24 protein-coding genes are annotated in these 20,646 nt (G+C 72.1%); 10 read left to right on the top strand and 14 right to left on the bottom strand.

Going from position 1 to position 20,646, the window contains the following annotated elements; all coding sequences use genetic code 11:
* Positions 1-40: 40 nt before the first annotated feature.
* The 6 genes from AB0N27_RS03295 to mug all read left to right on the top strand — a co-directional run bounded on the left by AB0N27_RS03295 (position 41) and on the right by mug (position 4,326).
* Positions 41-613 carry a TetR/AcrR family transcriptional regulator gene (locus AB0N27_RS03295; protein ID WP_139586810.1) on the top strand — a complete coding sequence of 191 codons (573 nt, stop codon included), beginning with the start codon at positions 41-43 and terminating at the stop codon, positions 611-613.
* A gap of 81 nt (positions 614-694) precedes the next feature.
* Positions 695-1,603 carry a TIGR04222 domain-containing membrane protein gene (locus AB0N27_RS03290; RefSeq protein WP_364362752.1) on the top strand — a complete coding sequence of 303 codons (909 nt, stop codon included), beginning with the start codon at positions 695-697 and terminating at the stop codon, positions 1,601-1,603.
* Positions 1,600-2,418 (top strand): DUF692 domain-containing protein, encoded by an 819-nt coding sequence (locus AB0N27_RS03285; RefSeq protein ID WP_364362751.1) that lies wholly within the window; start codon positions 1,600-1,602, stop codon positions 2,416-2,418. The genes AB0N27_RS03290 and AB0N27_RS03285 overlap by 4 nt, the downstream gene beginning before the upstream one ends.
* Positions 2,415-2,945 (top strand): hypothetical protein, encoded by a 531-nt coding sequence (locus tag AB0N27_RS03280; RefSeq protein ID WP_364362750.1) that lies wholly within the window; start codon positions 2,415-2,417, stop codon positions 2,943-2,945. The genes AB0N27_RS03285 and AB0N27_RS03280 overlap by 4 nt, the downstream gene beginning before the upstream one ends.
* The gene (locus tag AB0N27_RS03275; RefSeq protein ID WP_364362749.1) at positions 2,930-3,691 is read left to right on the top strand and encodes an SDR family oxidoreductase; all 762 of its coding nucleotides are present in this window, start codon (positions 2,930-2,932) and stop codon (positions 3,689-3,691) included. The genes AB0N27_RS03280 and AB0N27_RS03275 overlap by 16 nt, the downstream gene beginning before the upstream one ends.
* Before the next feature lie 29 nt (positions 3,692-3,720).
* Positions 3,721-4,326, top strand: coding sequence for a G/U mismatch-specific DNA glycosylase (gene mug, locus AB0N27_RS03270; RefSeq protein WP_364362748.1), 606 nt, complete (start codon positions 3,721-3,723; stop codon positions 4,324-4,326).
* A gap of 12 nt (positions 4,327-4,338) precedes the next feature.
* Here mug and AB0N27_RS03265 read toward each other — a convergent pair whose 3' ends face one another.
* Together AB0N27_RS03265 and AB0N27_RS03260 are read right to left on the bottom strand one after the other, a co-directional pair.
* Positions 4,339-6,315, bottom strand: coding sequence for an ABC transporter ATP-binding protein (locus tag AB0N27_RS03265; protein WP_364366005.1), 1,977 nt, complete (start codon positions 6,313-6,315; stop codon positions 4,339-4,341).
* A 112-nt stretch (positions 6,316-6,427) separates the two neighbouring features.
* Positions 6,428-7,141, bottom strand: a complete 714-nt coding sequence (locus AB0N27_RS03260) for an enoyl-CoA hydratase/isomerase family protein (RefSeq protein WP_364366003.1) — start codon at positions 7,139-7,141, stop codon at positions 6,428-6,430.
* Here AB0N27_RS03260 and AB0N27_RS03255 point away from each other — a divergent pair.
* The gene (locus tag AB0N27_RS03255) at positions 7,083-7,223 is read left to right on the top strand and encodes a hypothetical protein (RefSeq protein WP_244295905.1); all 141 of its coding nucleotides are present in this window, start codon (positions 7,083-7,085) and stop codon (positions 7,221-7,223) included. The genes AB0N27_RS03260 and AB0N27_RS03255 overlap by 59 nt on opposite strands.
* 18 nt (positions 7,224-7,241) lie before the next feature.
* On the opposite strand, the gene AB0N27_RS03250 is transcribed toward AB0N27_RS03255, so the two are convergent.
* Complete coding sequence (locus AB0N27_RS03250) at positions 7,242-7,469, bottom strand: helix-turn-helix domain-containing protein (RefSeq protein WP_074312753.1); 228 nt, start codon at positions 7,467-7,469, stop codon at positions 7,242-7,244.
* A gap of 216 nt (positions 7,470-7,685) precedes the next feature.
* On the opposite strand from AB0N27_RS03250, the gene AB0N27_RS03245 reads away from it, so the two are divergent.
* Entirely contained in the window at positions 7,686-8,285 is a 600-nt protein-coding gene (locus AB0N27_RS03245; RefSeq protein WP_364362747.1) for a cadmium resistance transporter, read from the top strand.
* Positions 8,286-8,300: 15 nt separating this feature from the next.
* On the opposite strand, the gene AB0N27_RS03240 is transcribed toward AB0N27_RS03245, so the two are convergent.
* Entirely contained in the window at positions 8,301-9,905 is a 1,605-nt protein-coding gene (locus AB0N27_RS03240; protein WP_364362746.1) for an ABC-F family ATP-binding cassette domain-containing protein, read from the bottom strand.
* A gap of 262 nt (positions 9,906-10,167) precedes the next feature.
* Between AB0N27_RS03240 and AB0N27_RS03235 the strand changes: the two genes are divergently transcribed.
* Entirely contained in the window at positions 10,168-11,091 is a 924-nt protein-coding gene (locus AB0N27_RS03235; RefSeq protein WP_364362745.1) for a neutral zinc metallopeptidase, read from the top strand.
* 87 nt (positions 11,092-11,178) lie between these two features.
* Here AB0N27_RS03235 and AB0N27_RS03230 read toward each other — a convergent pair whose 3' ends face one another.
* From AB0N27_RS03230 to AB0N27_RS03185, 10 genes are all read right to left on the bottom strand, one after another.
* Complete coding sequence (locus AB0N27_RS03230) at positions 11,179-11,832, bottom strand: acVLRF1 family peptidyl-tRNA hydrolase (RefSeq protein WP_364362744.1); 654 nt, start codon at positions 11,830-11,832, stop codon at positions 11,179-11,181.
* A gap of 52 nt (positions 11,833-11,884) precedes the next feature.
* On the bottom strand, positions 11,885-12,517 hold the full coding sequence (locus AB0N27_RS03225) for a LysE family transporter (RefSeq protein WP_364362743.1): 633 nt from the start codon (positions 12,515-12,517) through the stop codon (positions 11,885-11,887).
* Positions 12,518-12,756: 239 nt separating this feature from the next.
* Positions 12,757-13,221 carry a metal-sulfur cluster assembly factor gene (locus tag AB0N27_RS03220; RefSeq protein WP_364362742.1) on the bottom strand — a complete coding sequence of 155 codons (465 nt, stop codon included), beginning with the start codon at positions 13,219-13,221 and terminating at the stop codon, positions 12,757-12,759.
* On the bottom strand, positions 13,218-13,691 hold the full coding sequence (sufU, locus tag AB0N27_RS03215) for a Fe-S cluster assembly sulfur transfer protein SufU (protein ID WP_121653048.1): 474 nt from the start codon (positions 13,689-13,691) through the stop codon (positions 13,218-13,220). Before sufU ends, AB0N27_RS03220 begins: the two co-directional genes overlap by 4 nt.
* Before the next feature lie 2 nt (positions 13,692-13,693).
* The gene (locus tag AB0N27_RS03210) at positions 13,694-14,998 is read right to left on the bottom strand and encodes a cysteine desulfurase (protein WP_364362741.1); all 1,305 of its coding nucleotides are present in this window, start codon (positions 14,996-14,998) and stop codon (positions 13,694-13,696) included.
* A gap of 20 nt (positions 14,999-15,018) precedes the next feature.
* On the bottom strand, positions 15,019-15,792 hold the full coding sequence (gene sufC / locus AB0N27_RS03205) for a Fe-S cluster assembly ATPase SufC (protein ID WP_364362740.1): 774 nt from the start codon (positions 15,790-15,792) through the stop codon (positions 15,019-15,021).
* On the bottom strand, positions 15,792-16,118 hold the full coding sequence (locus AB0N27_RS03200; RefSeq protein WP_364362739.1) for a non-heme iron oxygenase ferredoxin subunit: 327 nt from the start codon (positions 16,116-16,118) through the stop codon (positions 15,792-15,794). The genes sufC and AB0N27_RS03200 overlap by 1 nt, the downstream gene beginning before the upstream one ends.
* Positions 16,118-17,284: a Fe-S cluster assembly protein SufD gene (sufD, locus tag AB0N27_RS03195; RefSeq protein WP_364362738.1), complete on the bottom strand. Its 1,167-nt coding sequence runs from the start codon at positions 17,282-17,284 to the stop codon at positions 16,118-16,120. Before sufD ends, AB0N27_RS03200 begins: the two co-directional genes overlap by 1 nt.
* A 65-nt stretch (positions 17,285-17,349) precedes the next feature.
* A complete protein-coding gene (gene sufB / locus AB0N27_RS03190) occupies positions 17,350-18,780 on the bottom strand; it encodes a Fe-S cluster assembly protein SufB (RefSeq protein ID WP_364362737.1) in 1,431 nt (476 codons plus the stop codon).
* On the bottom strand, positions 18,777-19,499 hold the full coding sequence (locus AB0N27_RS03185) for an HTH domain-containing protein (RefSeq protein ID WP_364365999.1): 723 nt from the start codon (positions 19,497-19,499) through the stop codon (positions 18,777-18,779). The genes sufB and AB0N27_RS03185 overlap by 4 nt, the downstream gene beginning before the upstream one ends.
* A gap of 176 nt (positions 19,500-19,675) precedes the next feature.
* Here AB0N27_RS03185 and AB0N27_RS03180 point away from each other — a divergent pair, with 176 nt between their 5' ends.
* Positions 19,676-20,638: a COX15/CtaA family protein gene (locus AB0N27_RS03180; RefSeq protein ID WP_364362736.1), complete on the top strand. Its 963-nt coding sequence runs from the start codon at positions 19,676-19,678 to the stop codon at positions 20,636-20,638.
* Positions 20,639-20,646: the final 8 nt, after the last annotated feature.

The raw sequence follows: 20,646 nt of genomic DNA, 5'->3' as shown, positions 1-20,646 counted from the left end.
CGGTTTGCATGCCCCCAGGGTGACCTGCGACGATCGACGCGTGCCCAGAGTAAGCCAGGATCAGCTCGACGCGCGCCGGCAGGAGATCCTCGCCGCCGCGCGGGCGTGTTTCGCCAGGCACGGCTACGAGGGGGCGACGGTACGCCGCCTCGAGGAGGCCACCGGCCTGTCCCGCGGCGCCATCTTCCACCACTTCCGGGACAAGGACTCGCTCTTTCTGGCCGTCGCCGAGGACGACGCCGCCGTCATGGTCGAGACGGTGGCCCGCAACGGCCTGGTCCAGGTCATGCGCGACCTGCTGGCCCGGGCGGTCTCCCCGGACACCACAGGCTGGCTGGGCAGCCAACTGGAGGTGTCCCGCCGGCTGCGCACCGACCCGGCGTTCGCCCGCCGCTGGGCGGAACGGTCCGCCGCGATCGCCGAGGCCACCCGCGACCGCCTGGCCCGCCAGCGCGACGCCGGCGTGCTGCGCGAGGACGTACCGATCGACGTGCTCGCCCAGTTCCTGGAGCTGGCGTACGACGGCCTGGTGCTCCACCTGGCGATGGGCCGGCCGGCCGGCGACCTCGGTCCCGTGCTCGACCTCGTCGAGGAGGCGGTCCGCCGCCACTGACCGCCCCGACACCGGTCCGCCGGACGTGGCGGCGCTGCTCCACAATGGGGCCGCCGATCCCTCCGGCGACAGGAGCAACTGATGATCGTCCATGCCGCGTCGGGCGACACCTGGGGCATCCCCGGCCCGACCTTCCTCCGGTTCTACCTCCTGGCGAGCGCCGTGGTGGTGGCGGTCGCGGTGTACCACCGGGTCCGGCTGCTGGCCGGCGCGAACACCGCAGTCCCCGGCCCGCTCGGGGCGCAGCAGCTCGCGTACCTCAACGGCGGGCCGGCGCTCGCCGTGCACGCCGCGCTCGGTGGACTGCGCGGCAGCGGCGCGATAGGTGTCGGACCGGACCGCCGGCTGCTCACCACCGGCCCGGCGCCGACCGGGCTCACCCCACTGGACCAGGCGATCCACTGGGCCGCCCACCAGCGGTCCCGGGCCCGGGACCTGCAGCGGGAACAGCGCGTACGCGACGCCCTCGACCAGCTGCGCGCCGACCTGGAGCAACGAGGCCTGCTGCTGAGCCCGGCGCAGCGGGCAGCCGTCCGGCGGTGGAGCCGGGTCCTCGCCGCCCTGCTGGTGCTGGGCGTGGTGCGGCTGTTCGCCGGCCTGACCAACGGGCGCCCGGTCGGCTACCTGCTGCTCACCCTGTTCGCTGTGCTGGCGGCGGTGCTGCTGCTGTGGCGCGCCCCGCAGACCACCCGGGCCGGCCGCGCCGCGCTGCGCGACCAGCGCCGGGCGCACACCCACCTGGCCCCCGGCTCGTCGCCCGCGTACGCCACCTACGGGGCGGCCGGCGCGGCGATGGGAGTGGCCCTGTACGGCACCGCGTCGCTCTGGGCGCTCGACCCGGGCTTCGCCGAGCAGGCCGAGGTGCAGCGCCAGGCCCTCGGCGGTGGCTGGTCGTCGGGCTCCAGCGGCACGTCGGGCGGTGGCAGCTCCTGCGGTGGCGGCAGCTCGTGCGGTGGCGGAGGCTGCGGCGGCGGCGGGTGCGGCGGATGACGGGCCTGTCCGGGATCGGCATCGGCTGGCGCCCGGAGATCGCCGGTTTCGTGGCCGAGCTGCCCGGCCTGCGGTTCGTCGAGGTGGTGGCCGAGTCGGTGCCCGCGTCCGGGCCGCTCCCGCCGGGACTGGCGCAGCTGCGCGACCGCGCGGTGACAGTCGTACCGCACGGGGTGCGGCTCTCGCTCGGCGGCGCCGAGCCGGTCGACCCGGCCCGGGTCGCCCACCTGGCGGCGGTGGCGCGGCGGGTCGACGCCCCGCTGGTGAGCGAACACATCGCCTTCGTCCGGGCCGGCGGGCTGGAGGCCGGGCACCTGCTGCCGCTGCCCCGCAGCCGGGAGGCGGTCGACGCGGTCTGCGCCAACGTGGCACGGGCGCAGGCCGAACTGCCGGTGCCGATCGCCCTGGAACCGATCGCCGCGCTCGTCGACTGGCCGGACGACGAGTTGGACGAGGCGGACTTCCTCACCGAGATCCTGGACCGCACGGACGCTCTGCTGCTGCTCGACGTCGCCAACGTGTACGCCAACGCCCGCAACCGGGGCACCGACCCGTTCGCGCTGCTCGACCGCCTCCCCCTGGACCGGGTCGGGTACGCGCACGTGGCCGGCGGGGCGGAGCACGGCGGCTACTACCACGACACGCACACCGACCCGGTGCCGCCGGACGTGCTGGACCTGGTCGGCGCGCTCTGCGCCAGTCGGCGACCGCCGGCGCTGCTGCTGGAACGCGACGGGAGCTATCCACCGGCGGCCGAGCTGCGCGCCGAGCTGGACACCCTGGCCGCCGCCGCCGGCTTCCCGGCCGTGACATGACGGGCGAACCTCGCCCCGGGCTCGCCGAACGGCAGGCCGAGCTGGTCGCGGCTCTGGTCGCCGGTGGCGCGCCGCCCGCGGGGTTCGCGCCGGGTCCGCTGGCCGCCGCCCGCGCGGCGCTGCTGCGCAAGCGGGCCGGCGAGGTGGCCCGGCACTGGCCGCTGCTCGCCGCCGGCCTGGGCCACGGGTGGCCTGCGACATTCGCGCGCTGGGCGTCCGGCCGGCCCACGACCGGTTCGCTGCGCGACGGCTGGGACCTGGCCCGGACGTTGCGCGAGCGGGGTGCGCTGCCCCCTGCCGGCGCGGAGGAGCTGGCCGTGCGCGAGGCGGGCCTGCGCTACGACGGGCACACGGCGCCACGTCCGCGCCGGCTGCCGGCGGTGACCCGCGCCGGCGGGGCCGTGGCGGTGCAGATCGCCGGTCGGGTACGCCTGCTGCGCCCGGCCCCACGCCCGCCCGCGCCGGCCGCAGACGTTGGCGGGGGCCTGTCGGATGCGGCAGGATCGGCGGCATGGATCTCGGACTGACCGACCGCGTCTACGTGCTCACCGGCGCCTCCCGCGGCCTGGGTTACGCCACGGCGCAGTGCCTGGTCGCCGACGGGGCGCGGGTGGTGCTCTCGGCCCGGGACGCGGACGCGGTGGCCGCCGCCGCGGAGCAGCTCGGCGGGCCGCAGCGGGCGGTGGGCATCGCCGCGGACCTGGCCGACCCGCAGACCCCGCAGCGGCTCGTCGCGGCGGCGCGGGAGCACTTCGGCCGACTGGACGGCGCGCTGATCTCGGTCGGCGGCCCGCCGGCCGGCAACGCGGCGTCGATAAGCGACGAGCAGTGGCGGACCTCCTTCGAGACCGTCTTCCTGGGCACCGTCCGCGCGGTACGCACGATCGCCGGCGCGCTCGGCGAGGGCGGCGCGATAGGGCTCGTGCTCTCCACCTCGGCCCGTGGCCCGGTGCCCGGTCTCGGCATCTCCAACGGCCTGCGTCCGGGCCTGGTCGGCGTCGCCAAGGACGTGGCCGACGACTACGGCCCCCGCGGCGTACGGGTGGTCGGCCTGCTGCCGGGCCGGATCCTGACCGACCGCAACCGCGAACTGTTCGCCGCGACCGGTGACCCGGAGCGGGCCCGCGCCGAGGCGGAGGCGATCATCCCGCTGCGGCGCCTCGGCGATCCGGCCGAGTTCGGTCGGGTGGCCGCGTTCGTGCTCTCCCCCGCCGCCAGCTACCTGACCGGTCTCACCGTGCCGGTCGACGGCGGCGCGCTGCGCGGCCTGTGACAGCGGGCGCGGGCCGGCGAGCCGGCGAGGTGCCGCCAGACCTGGTCCGGCCCGGCGGTGCTGCCGCCGGCCATCCCCGGCCTACCAGGGCGGAGCTGGCCGCCGCAGCGGACCGGACCATCCCCGACGTGCTCGCGCCCGGCCTCGCGGTGCTCTTCGTCGGCATCAATCCCGGCCTCTGGTCGGCCGCGACCGGCTGGCACTTCGCCCGACCGGGGAACCGGTTCTGGCCGGCGTTGCACACTGGCGGGTTCACTCCCCGACTGCTGCACCCGAGCGAACAGGACGCGCTGCCCGCCCTCGGGCTCGGCATCACCAACATGGCCGAGCGGGCCAGCGCCCGAGCGGACGAGCTGACCGCCTCCGAACTCCTCGACGGCGCCACGATCCTGACCGACAAGGTGGCCCGGTACCGGCCGCGATGGGTGGCGGTGGTCGGGGTGACCGCGTACCGGATCGGTTTTCAGCGGCCGAAGGCCGCCTTCGGGCCGCAGCCGGAGTCGCTGGCCGGGGCGCGGCTGTGGGTGCTTCCCAACCCGAGTGGCCTGAACGCGCACTTCACGCCTGTCACGCTGGGCGCCGCGTTCGCCGAACTACGGGTGGCGACGGGATTGCCGGACCGCCGCCCGGCCTGAGCCCGCCGCCGGTCAGTTGGCGGCGGCGGGTGGCATCGCCTCGTCGGCGACGTACGTGCCCAGCGGCATGACCACCGGCTCGGGGCCTGTCGCGTCCTCGAAGGGCCGGGGCGAGTCGGCGACGGCGAACTGTGTGCGGTACAACTCGGCGTAGAGCCCGCCGACCGCCACCAGTTCGTCGTGGCGGCCCCGCTCGACGATCCGTCCGCCGTCGAGGACCAGGATCTGGTCGGCGTCGCGGACGGTGGAGAGCCGGTGCGCGATCACCAGGGCGGTACGCCCGGCCAGCGCCACCGACAGCGCGCGCTGTACGGCGGCCTCGCTCTCCGAGTCCAGGTGTGCGGTGGCCTCGTCGAGGATCACGATCGACGGGGCCTTGAGCAGCAGCCGGGCGATGGCGATGCGTTGCTTCTCGCCGCCGGAGAACCGGTAGCCGCGCTCCCCCACTGTGGTGTCCAGCCCGTCGGGCAGCGACCGGACCAGGTCGGCGACCTGGGCACCGGCGAGGGCTGCCCAGATCTCGTCGTCGGTGGCGTCCGGCTTGGCGTAGCGCAGGTTCTCGGCGATCGTCTCGTGGAACAGGTGCGAATCCTGGGTGACGACGCCGATCTCGTCGCGCAGCGAGGCGAGTGTCGCGTCGCGGACGTCCACCCCGCCGACCAGCACCTGGCCGTCGGTGACGTCGTAGATCCGGGAGATGAGCATGGACAGCGTCGACTTGCCGGCGCCGGACGGGCCGACCAGGGCAACCATCTGCCCCGGCTCGACGCTGAACGAGACACCCCTGAGCACCGGCTCGTTGACCGTCCGGTCGAGGGTGGCGACCTCTTCGAGGGAGGCGAGGGAGATCTCGGCGGCGCTCGGGTAGCGGAACCGCACGTCCCGGAAATCGACCCGGCCGTTGCCCCGGGGCACCGGCACCGCGCCGGGCTTCTCGACGATGCCGGGTTGGAGGTCGAGCACCTCGAAGACGCGGTCGAAGGAGACAAGCGCGCTCATCACGTCGACCCGGACGTTGGAGAGCGCGGTGAGTGGACCGTACAGGCGGGTCAGCAGCAGCGCGAGGGTCACGACGGTGCCGGCGCTGACGCCTCCGGTGACCGCGAGCCAGCCGCCGAGGCCGTAGGTGAGGGCCTGTGCCAGCGACGCCACCAGCAGCATCGCCACGAAGAACGTGCGGGAGTACATGGCGGACTGGATGCCGATGTCGCGGACCCGTTCGGCCCGGTCGGCGAACCGGCGGGCCTCGATCTCGGGCTGGCCGAAGAGCTTCACCAGCAGCGCGCCGGCCACCCCGAACCGCTCGGTCATCGTCGCGCTCATCTTGGCGTCGAGGTTGTACGCCTCACGTGTGATGTCGGCCAGGCGCCGCCCGACCCGGCGGGCCGGGATGATGAAGATCGGCAGCAGGACCAGGGAGAGCGCGGTGATCTGCCACGACAGGGTGAACATGACCGCGGCGGTGAGCACGAGTTGGATGACGTTGCTGACCACGCCGGAGAGGGTGGAGGTGAACGCCCGCTGGGCGCCGAGCACGTCGTTGTTGAGTCGACTGACCAGGGCGCCGGTCTGGGTGCGGGTGAAGAACTGCAACGGCATCCGCTGCACGTGGTCGTAGACCCGGGTGCGCAGGTTGAGGATGATGCCCTCGCCGATGCGTGCCGAATACCAGCGTTGGGCCAGGGACAGCAGCGCGTCGGCGACGGCGAGCGCGGCGATGAACAGTGCCAGGCGGACCACCAGCCGGCCCGCCTCGGCGCCACCCCTGTTGATCGCGTTGATCACGTCGCCGGCGAGCACCGGGGTGGCCACGCCGATGATGGCGGCAAGCACCACGGTGGCCAGGAAGACGATGATGTCGCGGCGGTACGGCTGGGCGAAGGCGACGATCCGCCGGGCCACCCCACGCTTGAGCCGGTGGGCGGACACCTCGTCGCGGTTGCGCATCGACCGGAGCATGCTCCATCCCGCCATGCCACCGCCGGACATCGGGTTGGACACCGTTCACCTCCGGGTCGTCGGGCTGACCGCACGTCAGGTCAATTCTCCCGACGACTCTGACAACCTCGGTCGTAACCCGGATCTTCCCGTGCGGTCCTTACTATTCTCCCCGGCCGGCGAGGTCGCGCAGCCGGCGGGTCTGCGCCTCGCGTTCGGCTCGCTGCTGGTCGGCGTGCGAACGCCCGGCCGCGCCGGCGAGCAACGCCTTGATCTCCACGACGGCGTCGCGGGCGCCCGCGAGCAGGCCCGCGCTCAGGTCGCGGACCGCGTCGTCCAGCTCACCCGGCGGTACGACGAGTGTGGCCAATCCGATCCGGTCCGCCTCGGCGGCGTCCAGCCGGCGGCCTGTCGCGCAGATCTCCAGCGCCCGGGAATAGCCGACCAGTTCCACGAGGCGCTTCGTACCGGCTAGGTCGGGCACCAGCCCGAGGGTCACCTCGGCCATCGACAGCTTCGCGTCGGCGGCGAGGACGCGCAGGTCACAGGCGAGCGCCAGTTGGAAACCGGCGCCGATCGCGTGGCCCTGCACGGCGGCCACCGTGATGAGATCGGGGCGGTGCAGCCAGGTGAAACCCGTCTGGAACTCGGCGATCCGGTCCGCGCACTCCTGCTCGGGCAGCGTGGCCAGCTCGGCGAACGACCCCGGACCGGAGGCGCCGGCCACCGACAGGTCGAGGCCTGCGGAGAACGCGCGGCCCTCACCACGGACCACCACCACCCGCACATCGCCGGGCAGGTCCCGGGAGAAGTCGCTCATGGCGCGCCACATCGCGGGCGTCTGGGCGTTGAGCACGTCGGGCCGGCACAACGTCACCGTGGCAACCGGCCCGTCGCAGGTCAGCCGGACCCCGGTCGCCTCGGCGGTCACCGGGCGGCCCGGGGCGCGGCGCTGGTGAACGACGCTGAGGGGCGGGTCACGCCTTCTTGCGGCGCCGGGCACCGCCGCGCTGACGCAGCTGCACCCCGGACTCGGTGAGCACTCGGTGGATGAACCCGTAGGAACGGCCGGTCGAGGCCGCCAGCGCGCGGATGCTCTCCCCCGAGGTGTACCGCTTTACCAGGTCCTTGGCGAGCGTCTGACGCTCGGCTCCGATGATCCGGCGACCCTTCTCAGTGCTGGTGGCTGTGCCAGTGGCTGCCATGCTGTGTCCTCACGTCCCAGACTGTGCGGTTCGGATACGGTCCCACCTATTAGACCGCCTCGAACGATCATGCGCCAGATATCAACTCTTCGCCAACCGACACGCTATGCAATGTCAGCTTCCCGATAGAGTGATCCTGGCGATCCGTCCCGCCGCGCCGGCTGGGCGTACCGTCGCGGCGCGGCGACACCTGTCGACGGCCGTACCCTTTCGGTCATGATCGACCTCCTGGGCACCGCGGCCGGAGCGGCTGTCGTGTTCGCCGCCACCGACATCGACGACATCGTCATCCTGACGCTCTTCTTCGTCGCGGCCCGCACCGGCGGCCGACCCCGCCCCTGGCAGATCGTCACAGGTCAGTACCTGGGAATCGGCGCGCTGGCGCTGGCCAGCGCGGTCGTCGCGGCAGGCCTGCTGGTGGTGCCCGAGCCGTGGACCGGGCTGCTCGGTCTGCTGCCGATCGCCCTGGGAGTCCGTGCCCTGGCGCGCCGCGACGACGACGAGACGCCGGCGGTGGTGGCGTCCACCCTCGGTGTGGCAGGGGTGACCATCGCCAACGGCGCCGACAACGTGGCCGTCTACGTACCTGTGTTCCGGGCGCTCGGGCCGGCCGACAGCGCGATCTTCCTACTGATGTTCGTGCTGCTCATCGCGCTGTGGTGCGCCGCCGGCGCCTGGCTCGGCGGGCACCCCCGCGTGGTCCGGCTGGTCGAGCGCGCCGGCCACTGGCTGGTACCGGCGATCTTCATCGGCATCGGTGTGGTGATCCTGGCCGGTTCCGGCGTGCTCGGCGAACTGGTCGACCTGCTCGGCTGACCGGGCCGGGGGCGGTCAGGCCAGCTCGACCAGCTCGAGCAGGTCGTCGCTCCACGCGTCCTCGTCGCCGTCGGGCAGCAGGATCGCGCGGTCCGGCTTGAGGGCCAGCACGGCGCCCGGGTCGTGCGTGACGAGCACGATGGCGCCCGGGTAGTTGGCGATGGCGTCCAGCACCTGCTCGCGGCTGACCGGGTCGAGGTTGTTCGTCGGCTCGTCGAGCAGCAGCACGTTGGCACCGGAACAGACAAGGGTGGACAGGGCCAGCCGGGTCTTCTCGCCACCGGAGAGCACCCCGGCCGGCTTGTTCACGTCGTCGCCGGAGAAGAGGAATGCGCCGAGGATCTTGCGCAGGTCGGTGTCGGACTGCTCGACGGCGGCGGCCCGCATGTTCTCCAGCACCGTCCGCTCCACGTCAAGCGTCTCGTGCTCCTGGGCGTAGTAGCCCAACCGCAGCCCGTGCCCCGCGTGCACCTCACCCGTGTCCGGGGTGAGCAGCCCACCGAGCATCCGCAGCAGTGTCGTCTTGCCGGCGCCGTTGAGCCCGAGGATGGCCACCCGGGAACCCCTGTCCACCGCCACGTTGACGTCGGTGAAGATCTCCAGCGAGCCGTACGACTTGGACAGCCCGGTCGCCGTGAGCGGGGTCTTGCCGCACGGCGCGGGGCTGGGGAAACGCACCTTGGCGACCCGGTCGGCGACCCGTACCTCCTCGAGGCCGGAGATCAGCTTCTCGGCCCGGCGGGCCATGTTCTGCGCGGCGACGGTCTTGGTGGCCTTGGCCCGCATCTTGTCGGCCTGCGCCATCAGCGCGCCGGCCTTCTTCTCCGCGTTGGCCCGCTCCCGGCGGCGACGCCGCTCGTCGGTCTCGCGGGCCTCCAGGTACGCCTTCCAGCCCAGGTTGTAGACGTCGATCACGGACCGGGTGGCGTCGAGGAACCAGACCTTGTTGACCACCGACTCCAGCAGCGCGCCGTCGTGGGAGATCACGATCAGGCCGCCCTTGTGGTTGGCGAGGAAGCCCCGCAGCCAGGTGATCGAGTCGGCGTCCAGGTGGTTCGTCGGCTCGTCGAGCAGCAGGATGCCGCCGCCGTTCTCACCCGCGTCACGGAACAGGATCCGGGCCAGCTCGATGCGCCTGCGCTGACCACCGGAGAGGGTGCCGATGGTCTGCGCGAGCGCCCGGTCCGGCAGGCCCAGGTTGGCGCAGATCCGGGCGGCCTCGGCCTCGGCCGCGTACCCGCCCAGGGCGGCGAACTGGTCCTCCAGCGCGCCGTAGCGGCGGACCAGCTTCTCGTTGGCGTCCTCGGCGAGCTGGGCCTCGATCTCCTTCATCTGGGACATCAGCACGTCCAGGCCGCGGGCGGAGAGGACCCGGTCGCGGCCGGTCACCTCCAGGTCGCCGGTGCGCGGGTCCTGCGGGAGGTAGCCGATGGCGCTGCGCTGGTCGATCTGGCCGCCGTACGGCTGCCCCTCGCCGGCGAGCACCTTCAGGGTGGTGGTCTTGCCGGCGCCGTTGCGACCGACCAGGCCGATCCGGTCACCTGGCTGCACGCGCAGGGTGGTGTCGGACAGCAGGATCCGGGAGCCGGCACGCAGCTCCAGGCCGGTGGCAGTGATCATCTCGTGGGACTCGCTCTCGGGGTCTGGAAGGCTGACTCAGGGCACGCGAAAGCGCCGGCGGGCGGTGGGCCCGTCGGCGCGGGGCGGTTCAGCCTTCGCAGCGCGGCACGGGGACAAGTGTACCGGGCGCCCCGAGTCGGGCCGCCCGGATTACCGATCAAGATCATCGGGTACCGGAACGCCTGTCCGGACCCCGTCCGGCACCTTTATGACGAACCGATACAGAGACGACATTCACCGGCATACGGCGATCGGGGTCAGTATGGAACTCAACGAGCGGGCCGAGCTCGACACCTCCCAGGCCAACGACCTGGGCCGGGGCGGCGGCGGGTCGGGTGGCGGCATCGGCATCCCCATCCCGGGAGGCGGCGGCCGGGGCGGCATCATCGGCATCGTGGTGGCCGTGCTCGTCGCCCTGCTCGGCGGCGGGTTCGGTCTCAACGCCATGACCAACGGCGACGAGGGCGGCCAGGCCGGCGGCAGCGACCTGGATCAGGTGTGCTCCACCGCCAACGCGGACCGTCTCGACGACCCGCGCTGCCGCAACCTGCTCTACGTCAACAGCATCCAGGCCTACTGGCAGAAGGCGTACCCGGAGTTGGGCAACGGCAAGTACGAGCCCACCACCACGAACTTCTTTCAGGCCGCCGTGAACACCGGCTGCGGTCAGGCCGACTCGGGCGTCGGGCCGTTCTACTGCCCGGCCGACCGCAAGGTGTACATCGACCTGAGCTTCTACGACGAGCTGGCCTCCCGCTTCGGCGCCAAGGGCGAGTTCGCCCAGCCGTACGTGCTCGCCCACGAGTACGGCCACCACATCCAGAACCTGCTCGGCACCAACGCCAAGGCCGGCCAGGGCGACCAGAGCGGCCCCCGCTCCGCCTCCGTACGGTTGGAGTTGCAGGCCGACTGCTACGCCGGCGCCTGGGCCAAGCACGCCACCGAGAGCAAGGACAAGACGGGACAGCAGCCGCTCTTCACGTCGATCACCGAGGCCGACATCAACCAGGCCGTCGACGCCGCCGAGGCGATCGGTGACGACAGCATCCAGGAGCGCTCCGGCGGGCGGGTCAACCCGGACCAGTTCACCCACGGCACGTCCGAGCAGCGCAAGCGCTGGTTCACCCAGGGCTACGACCGCGGCGACCCGAAGACCTGCGACACCTTCGCGACCAACCAGCTCTGACCTCAACCCGCGTCGTGGCGGGGCCCCACCGGCCCCGCCACGCACCGGTCAGGGCAGTTGCGAGACCTGATGCCTCCAGACTCCAGGTCAGTCGGGTGCGGGGTCGCGCAGCCGGATCCGTACCGCCCGGGCCGCGTCGACTGCCGACACCAGCACCGCGTGGCGGGGCTCCGGCACGTCGAGCAGCCGCTCGGCCCGCAGCGGCACGAGCGGGGACAGTCGCCGGTCGGCCAGCACCGTGTCCACCGCCCGCCGGTCACCGCCGCACACCACAGCGGTGAGCCTCGCGGCCTGCGGCAACAGCAGTCGTACGGCCAGGTCCGCCGCATCGCCGAGCGCCGCCTTGGCCTGGTTGTCGCGCCGCCTGGCGAACCGGTGCTGCGACCAGCCGCCCGCCGCCGTGCGCCCCTGCACGTACCGGGTGTCGACCTTGGAGACGACGAGGTCGGCGCCGTCGGCCACACCGATCGCCACCGCGCCCTTGCGGGCCAACAGCAGGCCGATCCGGCGGGGCGCGACGGCGGACGCCACGAACCCGGGCACGTCGACGCCGGCCGGTGCTCCCGGCGGGGCGTACAACTCGGCGGTTGTCCCGTCGGCCGCGGTGAGCAGCAGGCCGTACTCCCGGGCGGTGGTGGTGTGCGGGCCGTGCCGGTCGGCGAAGCCCTCGACCCAGCGGCCGACGCGGGCCGGGTCGACCTCGACCCACCGGCCTCCCCCGGCTGCGGGTCGACTGGTCACCGCCCGACCGTACGGCACCGCCTGCCCTCCTGGGCGGCCGGGCGGCTACCGCTCAACCCGGCAGCAGCGCCGCCACCGCCAGGGCGGCGATGAGCGCGCTGGAGACCAGGCCGGTGACCAGCCGGCCGCGCGGCCCGGTCAACGCCCGCCCGACCACCGAACCGCCGCCGGCGACGAGCAGCTGCCAGCTCGCCGACGCCAGGAACACACCCGCCACGAACAGCGCCGCGGGGACGGCGCCCGCGTCGGTCGAGTTCCGACGGCCGAGCACCAGGGCGGTGAAGTAGAGCACCGTCGTCGGGTTCAGCAGTGTCAACCCGAGCAGCGCCGCGTAGGCACGCCCGGGGGTGCCCAGGCCGGCCCCGGCGCGCGCCGCCTGCGGTCGCCCGGAACGGTGGGTCGACCAGGTGCGCCAGAGACCGTGCGCGGCGAGCCCCAGCAGCACCACGGCCGCGAGGACCCGCAGCGGAACGGCGACCGGCGCGATGAGCCCGGCCAGACCCGCGCCGCCGAGCGTGGCGACGGCCGCGTAGAGCCCGTCGGCGGTCGCCACGGCGAGCGCCGCCGCGGCCCCGACCCGGAACGAGGTACGGGCACTGAGCCCCAGGATCAGGATGGCGATCGCGCCGACCGGGATGGCGACGCCGTAGCCGGCCACCAGGCCGGCCAGGAACGCCCCGCTCACTGCCGTCGAAGCCGGATCGAGGCCCGCCCGGGGACCAGCCGCTGTCGACGCACGGCAGTCGCCGCACGGACAGGGACCTGCATCGGGTACGCCTCAGTCACCGCCGCATCCTGCGCCCCGCAGCCGTGCCTCCGCCACCACAATTCCCACCGGGCGCGCCGTTGTCAGGGGTGGAACGCGTCGAGCGCGGCACCCCACCGGGGTGTCGCGCTCGACGGGCAGAGCCGACCGGGGTCGACTCAGACGTTGAAGCCGAGGGAACGGAGCTGGTCCCGACCCTCGTCAGTGATCTTGTCCGGGCCCCACGGCGGGAGCCACACCCAGTTGATCCGGATGTCGTTGACCAGACCGCCGCCGGGGCCGGTGGTCAGCGCCTGCCGGGCCTGGTCCTCGATGACGTCGGTCAGCGGGCAGGCCGCCGAGGTGAGCGTCATGTCCAGGGTGGCGATGTTCTCGTCGTCGACGTGCACGCCGTACACCAGGCCGAGGTCGACCACGTTGATGCCGAGCTCCGGGTCGACGACGTCCTTCATCGCCTCCTCGATGTCGGCGATCATGGCCTTGCTGACGCCCGCCGTCGGGGTGGCGGCATCGCCGGCACCCGCCGTCGCGGCACTGTCGGTCGTCACGGCGTCGGTCTGCGGCGCCGCGGTGGCGTCACCGGCCTCCGACGTCGCCGCGGTAGCGGTGTTCTCGCTGCTCATGCCTTCACCTCCGGGCTCACGCCCACACCGGCGCGTGCCGCGGCGTCCTTGAACGCCATCCACGGCAGCAGCGCGCACTTGACCCGGGCGGGGTAGCGGGCGACACCCGCGAAAGCAACCCCGTCACCGAGTACGTCCTCGTCCGGCGTGACCTGGCCACGTCCGGACATCAACTCCACGAACGCCTCGTGCACCTCGAATGCTTCCCCGGCGCCCCGGCCGCGCAGCAACTCGTGCAGGACACTCGCCGAGGCCTGGCTGATCGAACAGCCCATCCCGTCGTACGAGATGTCGTGCAGCACGGCGCCGTCGGTGGCCACCCGGACGGTGACCTCGTCACCGCATGTCGGGTTGACGTGGTGCGCTTCGGCGACCTGGTCGCCCGGGTCGTCGGCGTCGCGCAGGCCACGCCCGTGCGGATGCTTGTAGTGATCCAGGATGATCTCCTGGTAGAGCTGGTCGAGCTGCACCATCAGTCGAACACCTTCCGCACCTGCTCCAGACCGGCCACCAGAGCATCGATCTCCTCCGTGGTGGTGTAGAGGTAGAACGAGGCCCGGGTCATGGCCGGGACGCCGAACCGGCTGCACACCGGCTTGGCACAGTGGTGACCCACCCGCACCTGCACGCCGAGCGAGTCGAGCACCTGACCCACGTCGTGCGGGTGGACGTCACCCAGCGCGAACGAGATGGTGCCGCCCCGACCCACCGGCACGGTGGGGCCGAAGATCCGTAGGTCGGGCACCGAGCCGAGAGCGTCGAGCGCATACGCCGTGAGCTCCTTCTCGTGCCACTGGATCGACGGCATGCCGATCCCGGTGAGGTAGTCCACCGCGGCGCCGAGCGCTACCGCCTCGGCGATCGGCGGGGTGCCCGCCTCGAACCGGGCTGGCGGTGCCGCGAACGTCGACCCGGCCATGGTGACCGTCTCGATCATCGAACCGCCACCGAACACCGGCGGCATGGCCGCGAGCAGCTCACCCCGGCCCCAGAGCACACCGATGCCGGTCGGGCCGCACATCTTGTGCCCGGTGAACACGATGTAGTCGGCGTCCAGGTCGACCACGTCGATGGGCAGGTGCGGCACCGACTGCGAGCAGTCCAGCAGCAGGAGCGCGCCCACCTCGCGGACCCGCGCGGTGATCCGGGAGGTCGCGTTCACCGTGCCGAGGATGTTCGACATGTGCACCAGCGAGACGATCTTCGTCCGTTCGGTGACCAGGTCGTCCAGGCCGGACTCGTCGAGCCGGCCCTGGTCGGTGACCGGGAACCAGCGCAGGGTCGCGCCGGTGCGCTCGCAGAGCAGCTGCCACGGGACGATGTTCGAGTGGTGCTCCATCTCGGAGATCACCACCTCGTCGCCCGGCCCCAGCCGGAACCGGGGGTCGCCGTCGGGCCGCAGCGAGGCGTTGGAGAAGGCGTACGCCACGATGTTGATCGCCTCGGTGGAGTTCTTGGTGAACACCACCTCGTCGACGCTCGGGGCGTTGATGAACGCGGCGATCTTGGCCCGCGCCCCCTCGTACGCCTCGGTGGCCTCGGTGCCCAGGGTGTGCACCGAGCGCGACACGTTCGCGTTGTGCAGCGCGTAGTGCTCGGCGAGCACGTCGAGCACCACCCGCGGCTTGTGCGAGGTGTTGGCGCTGTCGAGGTAGACCAGCGGATGCCCGTTGATCTCACGATCGAGGATCGGGAAGTCGGCGCGCACCCGGGCCACGTCGAAACGCGGCACGTCGTCGTACTGCGGCATCCCCTCGGGGATCGCGATGCTGGTCATCTCGGCAGCGCCTCTCTCGGTCAGGCCCTGGCCGTGCCGGCCCCGGCGGCGTACCGCTCGTAGCCCTCGGCCTCGAGCTTGTCGGCCAGCTCCGGGCCGCCCTGCTCGACGATCCGGCCGGCCACGAAGACGTGCACGAAGTCCGGCTTGATGTAGCGCAGGATCCGCGTGTAGTGGGTGATCAGCAGCACGCCCGTGTCGCCGGTGTCGCGGACCCGGTTGACGCCCTCGCTGACCACGCGCAGCGCGTCCACGTCGAGGCCGGAGTCGGTCTCGTCGAGGACCGCGATCTTCGGCTTGAGAAGCTCGAGCTGGACGATCTCGTGCCGCTTCTTCTCACCGCCGGAGAAGCCCTCGTTGACGTTGCGCTGGGCGAACGCCGGGTCCATCTGGAGGCGCTCCATGGCGCCGCGCAGCTCGCCGCCCCAGGTGCGCAGCTTCGGGGCCTCACCGTCGATGGCGGTCTTCGCGGTGCGCAGGAAGTTCGCCACCGAGACGCCGGGCACCTCGACCGGGTACTGCATGGCCAGGAAGAGGCCGGCGCGGGCGCGCTCGTCGACGGTCATGGCCAGCACGTCCTCGCCGTCGAGGGTGACCGTGCCGCCGGTGATCTCGTACTTGGGGTGGCCGGCGATCGAGTACGCCAGGGTGGACTTGCCGGAGCCGTTCGGGCCCATGATCGCGTGGGTCTCACCGGACCTCACAGTCAGGTCGACACCGGCCAGGATCGGCTTGAGCTCACCCTCGGGCAGCTTGACCGACACCTTCAGGTCGCGGATCTCCAGGGTGCTCATTATCGGGTCACTCCATTACTCGGCGTCAGGCTGAGGTAGATGTCCCCGTCGCGGACCTCGACGGGGTAGACGGGTACGGGTTCGGTGGCCGGCAGGCCGGTGGGCTGCCCGGTGCGCAGGTCGAAGCGGGAGCCGTGCAGCCAGCACTCGAGCGTGCAGCCGTCGACCTCTCCCTCGGAGAGGGCGACCGCGGCGTGCGAGCACTCGTCGTAGGCGGCGTAGAAGCTGCCGTCCTCGCCGTGCACCAGGGCGATCGGCGTGCCGTCGACGTCCGCGCTGATGGCGGTGCCCTTCGGCACGTCCTCGGTGGAGCAGATCCGGATCATCAGGCGCCGGCCTTGGCGAGCCGGGCCTCGATCGCGTCGCCCAGGCGCTCGCGCAGCTCCTCCACCGGGATCTTGTTGATCAGCTCGGCGAAGAAGCCCCGGACCACCAGGCGCCGGGCCTCACCCTCCGGGATGCCCCGGGCCATCAGGTAGAACAACTGCTCGTCGTCGAAGCGGCCTGTCGCGCTGGCGTGGCCGGCGCCGGCGATCTCGCCGGTCTCGATCTCCAGATTGGGTACGGAGTCCGCACGCGCGCCGTCGCTGAGCAGCAGGTTCCGGTTGATCTCGTACGTGTCGGTGCCTGTCGCCTCGGCCTGGATCAGCACGTCACCCACCCAGACGGTGTGCGCGTCGTCGCCCTGCAGAGCGCCCCGGTAGCCGACGTAGCTGCGGCAGTCCGGCACGTTGTGGTCGACCAGCTGCCGGTGCTCCAGGTGCTGGCCGGAGTCGGCGAAGTAGACGCCGTACAGCTCCGCCTCGCCGCCCCGGCCGGTGTACTCCACCGAGGTGAACTGCCGGACCAGGTCACCGCCGAGGGTGACCTGGATGTGGATGACCTTGGCGTCCCGACCCAGCTTGATCTTGAGGTGCTGCGCCTGGACCGCGTCGTCGGCCCAGTCGGCCACCGTGACCAGGGTCAGCTTCGCGCCGTCGGCCACCGTGACCTCGACGTTGTCGGCAAGGATGGCCGACCCGACGTGCTCCAGCACCACCGTCACCTCGGCGAAGCGGCCCACCTCGACGAAGGTGTGACCGAACGCCGGCTGCCCGGCGCCGTCGCCGACCACGCGCAGGCGCACCGGAGCGCCGAGCACCGCGTCGGGGTCGACACGCACCAGCAGGGCGTCGGTGGCCGCGCCGTACGCCAGCGCGCTGACCCGGTCGACGGGCGTGAGCACGCTGCCGATCCGCTTGTCGTCACGGCCGATCCGTCCGACGGCCACGCCCTCGGGCAGGTCGCCGTACTCGTGCCGGACGGCGCCGGACGCGGCCGACGCCTCGTCCGACGACGCCGGCCCGTCGCCGACCAGGCCGCGGAGGCGCTTGAGCGGGGTGAAACGCCACTCCTCCTCCAGGCCGGTGAGGGCCGGGAAGTCGGCGACGTCGAACGAGCGCAGCGCCTGCGACTTGGTGCTGGGCGGCGGCGCGGAAGCCTGGGTAGTCATTTCTTCCTTGGTCTGTTCTCTGCTACGACGACGGTGTCAGGTCGGCCGGACGGGAGCGGACGGCGTCAGCCGACCGCGCCCTCCATCTGGAGCTCGATGAGCCGGTTCAGCTCCAGGGCGTACTCCATCGGAAGTTCCTTGGCGATCGGCTCGATGAAGCCACGCACGATCATGGCCATCGCCTCGTCCTCGCTCAGGCCGCGGCTCATCAGGTAGAAGAGCTGGTCGTCGCTGATCTTGGAGACGGTCGCCTCATGCCCCATCGACACGTCGTCCTCGCGGATGTCGACGTACGGGTAGGTGTCCGAGCGGGAGATGGTGTCGACAAGCAGCGCGTCGCACTTGACGGTGCTGCGGCTGTGGTGCGAGCCCTCCAGCACCTGCACCAGACCCCGGTACGAGGTGCGGCCGCCGCCCCGGGCGATCGACTTCGACACGATGGTCGAGGAGGTGTGCGGTGCGGCGTGCACCATCTTGGCGCCGGCGTCCTGGTGCTGGCCCTCGCCGGCCATCGCCACCGAGAGCACCTCGCCCTTGGCGTGCTCGCCTGTCATGTAGACCGCCGGGTACTTCATGGTGACCTTGGAGCCGATGTTGCCGTCGACCCACTCCATGGTCGCGCCCTCGTGGCAGACGGCGCGCTTGGTCACCAGGTTGTAGACGTTGTTCGACCAGTTCTGGATGGTCGTGTACCGGCAGCGCGCGTTCTTCTTCACGATGATCTCCACGACCGCGCTGTGCAGCGAGTCGGAGGAGTACAGCGGCGCGGTGCAGCCTTCGACGTAGTGCACGTACGCACCCTCGTCGACGATGATCAGCGTCCGCTCGAACTGGCCCATGTTCTCCGTGTTGATCCGGAAGTAGGCCTGCAGCGGGATCTCCACGTGCACGCCCTTCGGCACGTAGATGAACGAGCCACCGGACCACACGGAGGTGTTCAGGGCGGCGAACTTGTTGTCGCCGACCGGGATCACCGTGCCGAAGTACTCCTTGAAGACGTCCTCGTGCTCGCGCAGCGCCGTGTCGGTGTCCAGGAAGAGGACGCCCTGCTCCTCAAGGTCCTCACGGATCTTGTGGTAGACGACCTCCGACTCGTACTGCGCCGCGACACCGGCGACCAGGCGCTGCTTCTCCGCCTCCGGGATGCCCAGCCGGTCGTAGGTGTTCTTGATGTCCTCGGGCAGGTCCTCCCAGCTGGTGGCCTGCTTCTCGGTGGACCGCACGAAGTACTTGATGTTGTCGAAGTCGATCCCGGTGAGGTCCGCGCCCCAGGCCGGCATCGGCTTACGGCCGAACAGCCGCAGCCCCTTCAGGCGCAGGTCGAGCATCCAGGCCGGCTCGTTCTTCTTGGCCGAGATGTCCCGCACCACCGCCTCGTTGATACCGCGCTGGGCGACCGCCCCGGCGGTGTCCGGGTCGGACCAGCCGTACTCGTAGCGACCCAGCGCCGCGAGCTGCTCTTCCTGGGTCAGGGGCTGGACGATCTGCTCGGTCATCTATCTGTCCTCACAGTGGTGACGGGCTTACCGGATTGGGCGCGGGTCGGCTGGGTCGGAATGTGCGTGGTGCACACCCCGTCGCCGTGCGCGATGGTGGCCAGGCGCTGCACGTGGGTGCCGACCAGACGGGAGATCACCGCGGTCTCGGCCTCGCACAGCTGGGGAAACTCGGCGGCCACGTGCGCCACCGGGCAGTGGTGCTGGCAGAGCTGGCCGCCGGAGGCGATAGTGGTCGCGTTGGCAGCGTATCCCTCGGCGGTGAGCGCTCCGGCGAGTGCCTCAGCCCGCGCGAGAGGGTCGTCGCCGGCGTCCTCCATGGCGGCCCGGCAACGCGACTCCAGGGCGGACACCTGCTCGGTGGCGAACGCCTCGACGGCGTCCGAACCACCGCTGCGGGCGATCCAGCGCAGCGCCGCGGTGGCCATGTTGTCGTAGTGATGGGTGCCACAGCGCACCCGGGCGGCCTCGGTCAGCAGGAACACCTTCGCCGGGCGGCCCCGACCACGACTGCCCTGCACGGCCTGCTCCCGGGCGAAGACGTCACCGTCGGCGAGCATCGCGTCCAGGTGTCGGCGGATCGCCGCCGGGCTCAGACCGAGCGCCTGACCGAGCTGCGCGGCGGTGGTGGCCCCCCGCTCCAGCAGCAGCTGGGTGACCCGGTCCCGGGTGGAGACCTCGGCCGCGGCGGCACCGGCGAGGCCGGTCGCCGTGGTCACGACGGGCGCGCACGCGGAAGCACCGACGGCCGGGTCGGCCGCCGACCGCTGCCCGGAGAGCGCCGCCGCGTTTTTCACAACGCCAACGTTACGTAATTACCCGGACTGTCGCAAACCCGGGTCCCGGTGATCCGAACCACCGACCCGGCGGAGTCGGACGAACCTCGATCACTACGGTGCGTAGGATTTGCGCCGTGAACCGAATCGTCCGTCCGGTCTCCGGCACCCTGCTGAGCCGCCTCGCGCTCGCCTCGATCATCGCGAACGTGGGCATCGTCGTGACCGGCGGGGCCGTCCGGTTGACCGCCTCCGGCCTCGGCTGCCCCACCTGGCCCCGGTGCACCGACGATTCGTACGTCACCACACCCGAGATGGGCATCTACGGGGTGATCGAGTTCGGCAACCGGATGCTGACCTTCGCGGTGGGCCTCATCGCGCTCGCCACAGTGCTGGCCGTACTGGCCCACCGGCCGCGCCGACCCGGCCTCCTCGCGCTTGCCGTCGCCGTCTTCCTGGGCATCCCCGCCCAGGCGGTGCTCGGTGGCATCACCGTGCTCACCAACCTCAACCCGTGGGTGGTCGGGCTGCACTTCCTCGCCTCCATGGCGGTGATCGCCGCCGCGTACGCCCTCTGGCGGCGGATCGGCGAGCCGGACGGGCCGACGGTCGCCGTGGTGCCCACGCCGCTGCGCACGCTGACCAGGATCACCACGGGCGTCAGCGTCGCGGTGCTGGTGATCGGCACCTGGGTCACCGGCAGCGGCCCGCACGCCGGCGACCAGGGCGCCGCCCGCAACGGGCTCGACCCGGAATCGATCTCGCAGGTGCACGCCGACGCGGTCTTCCTGCTGATCGGGCTCTCGGTGGCGTTGATCTTCGCGTTCCGGGCGGTAGGCGCGCGGCGGGCCACCCGCGCCGCGATCGTCCTGGTCGCCGTCGAGCTGAGCCAGGGCGTCATCGGCTTCGTGCAGTACTTCACCCACGTGCCCGCGCTCCTGGTCGGCGCGCACATGCTCGGCTCCTGCGTGGTGCTGCTCGCCACCCTCTCGGTGCAGTGGTCGACCCGGGAACGCCGCCCGAACACCCCGACCCCGTCGACCGTCCCGGCGGACGCGCGAGCGGTCCCGGTCACCGCCTGAGGCCCGCG

Origin of the sequence: Micromonospora sp. NPDC093244, assembly GCF_040683695.1 — a bacterium.
Lineage (GTDB): Bacteria > Actinomycetota > Actinomycetes > Mycobacteriales > Micromonosporaceae > Micromonospora.
Note: the sequence above shows the minus strand (reverse complement) of the source record. Positions and strands in the feature narration are given on the sequence as shown.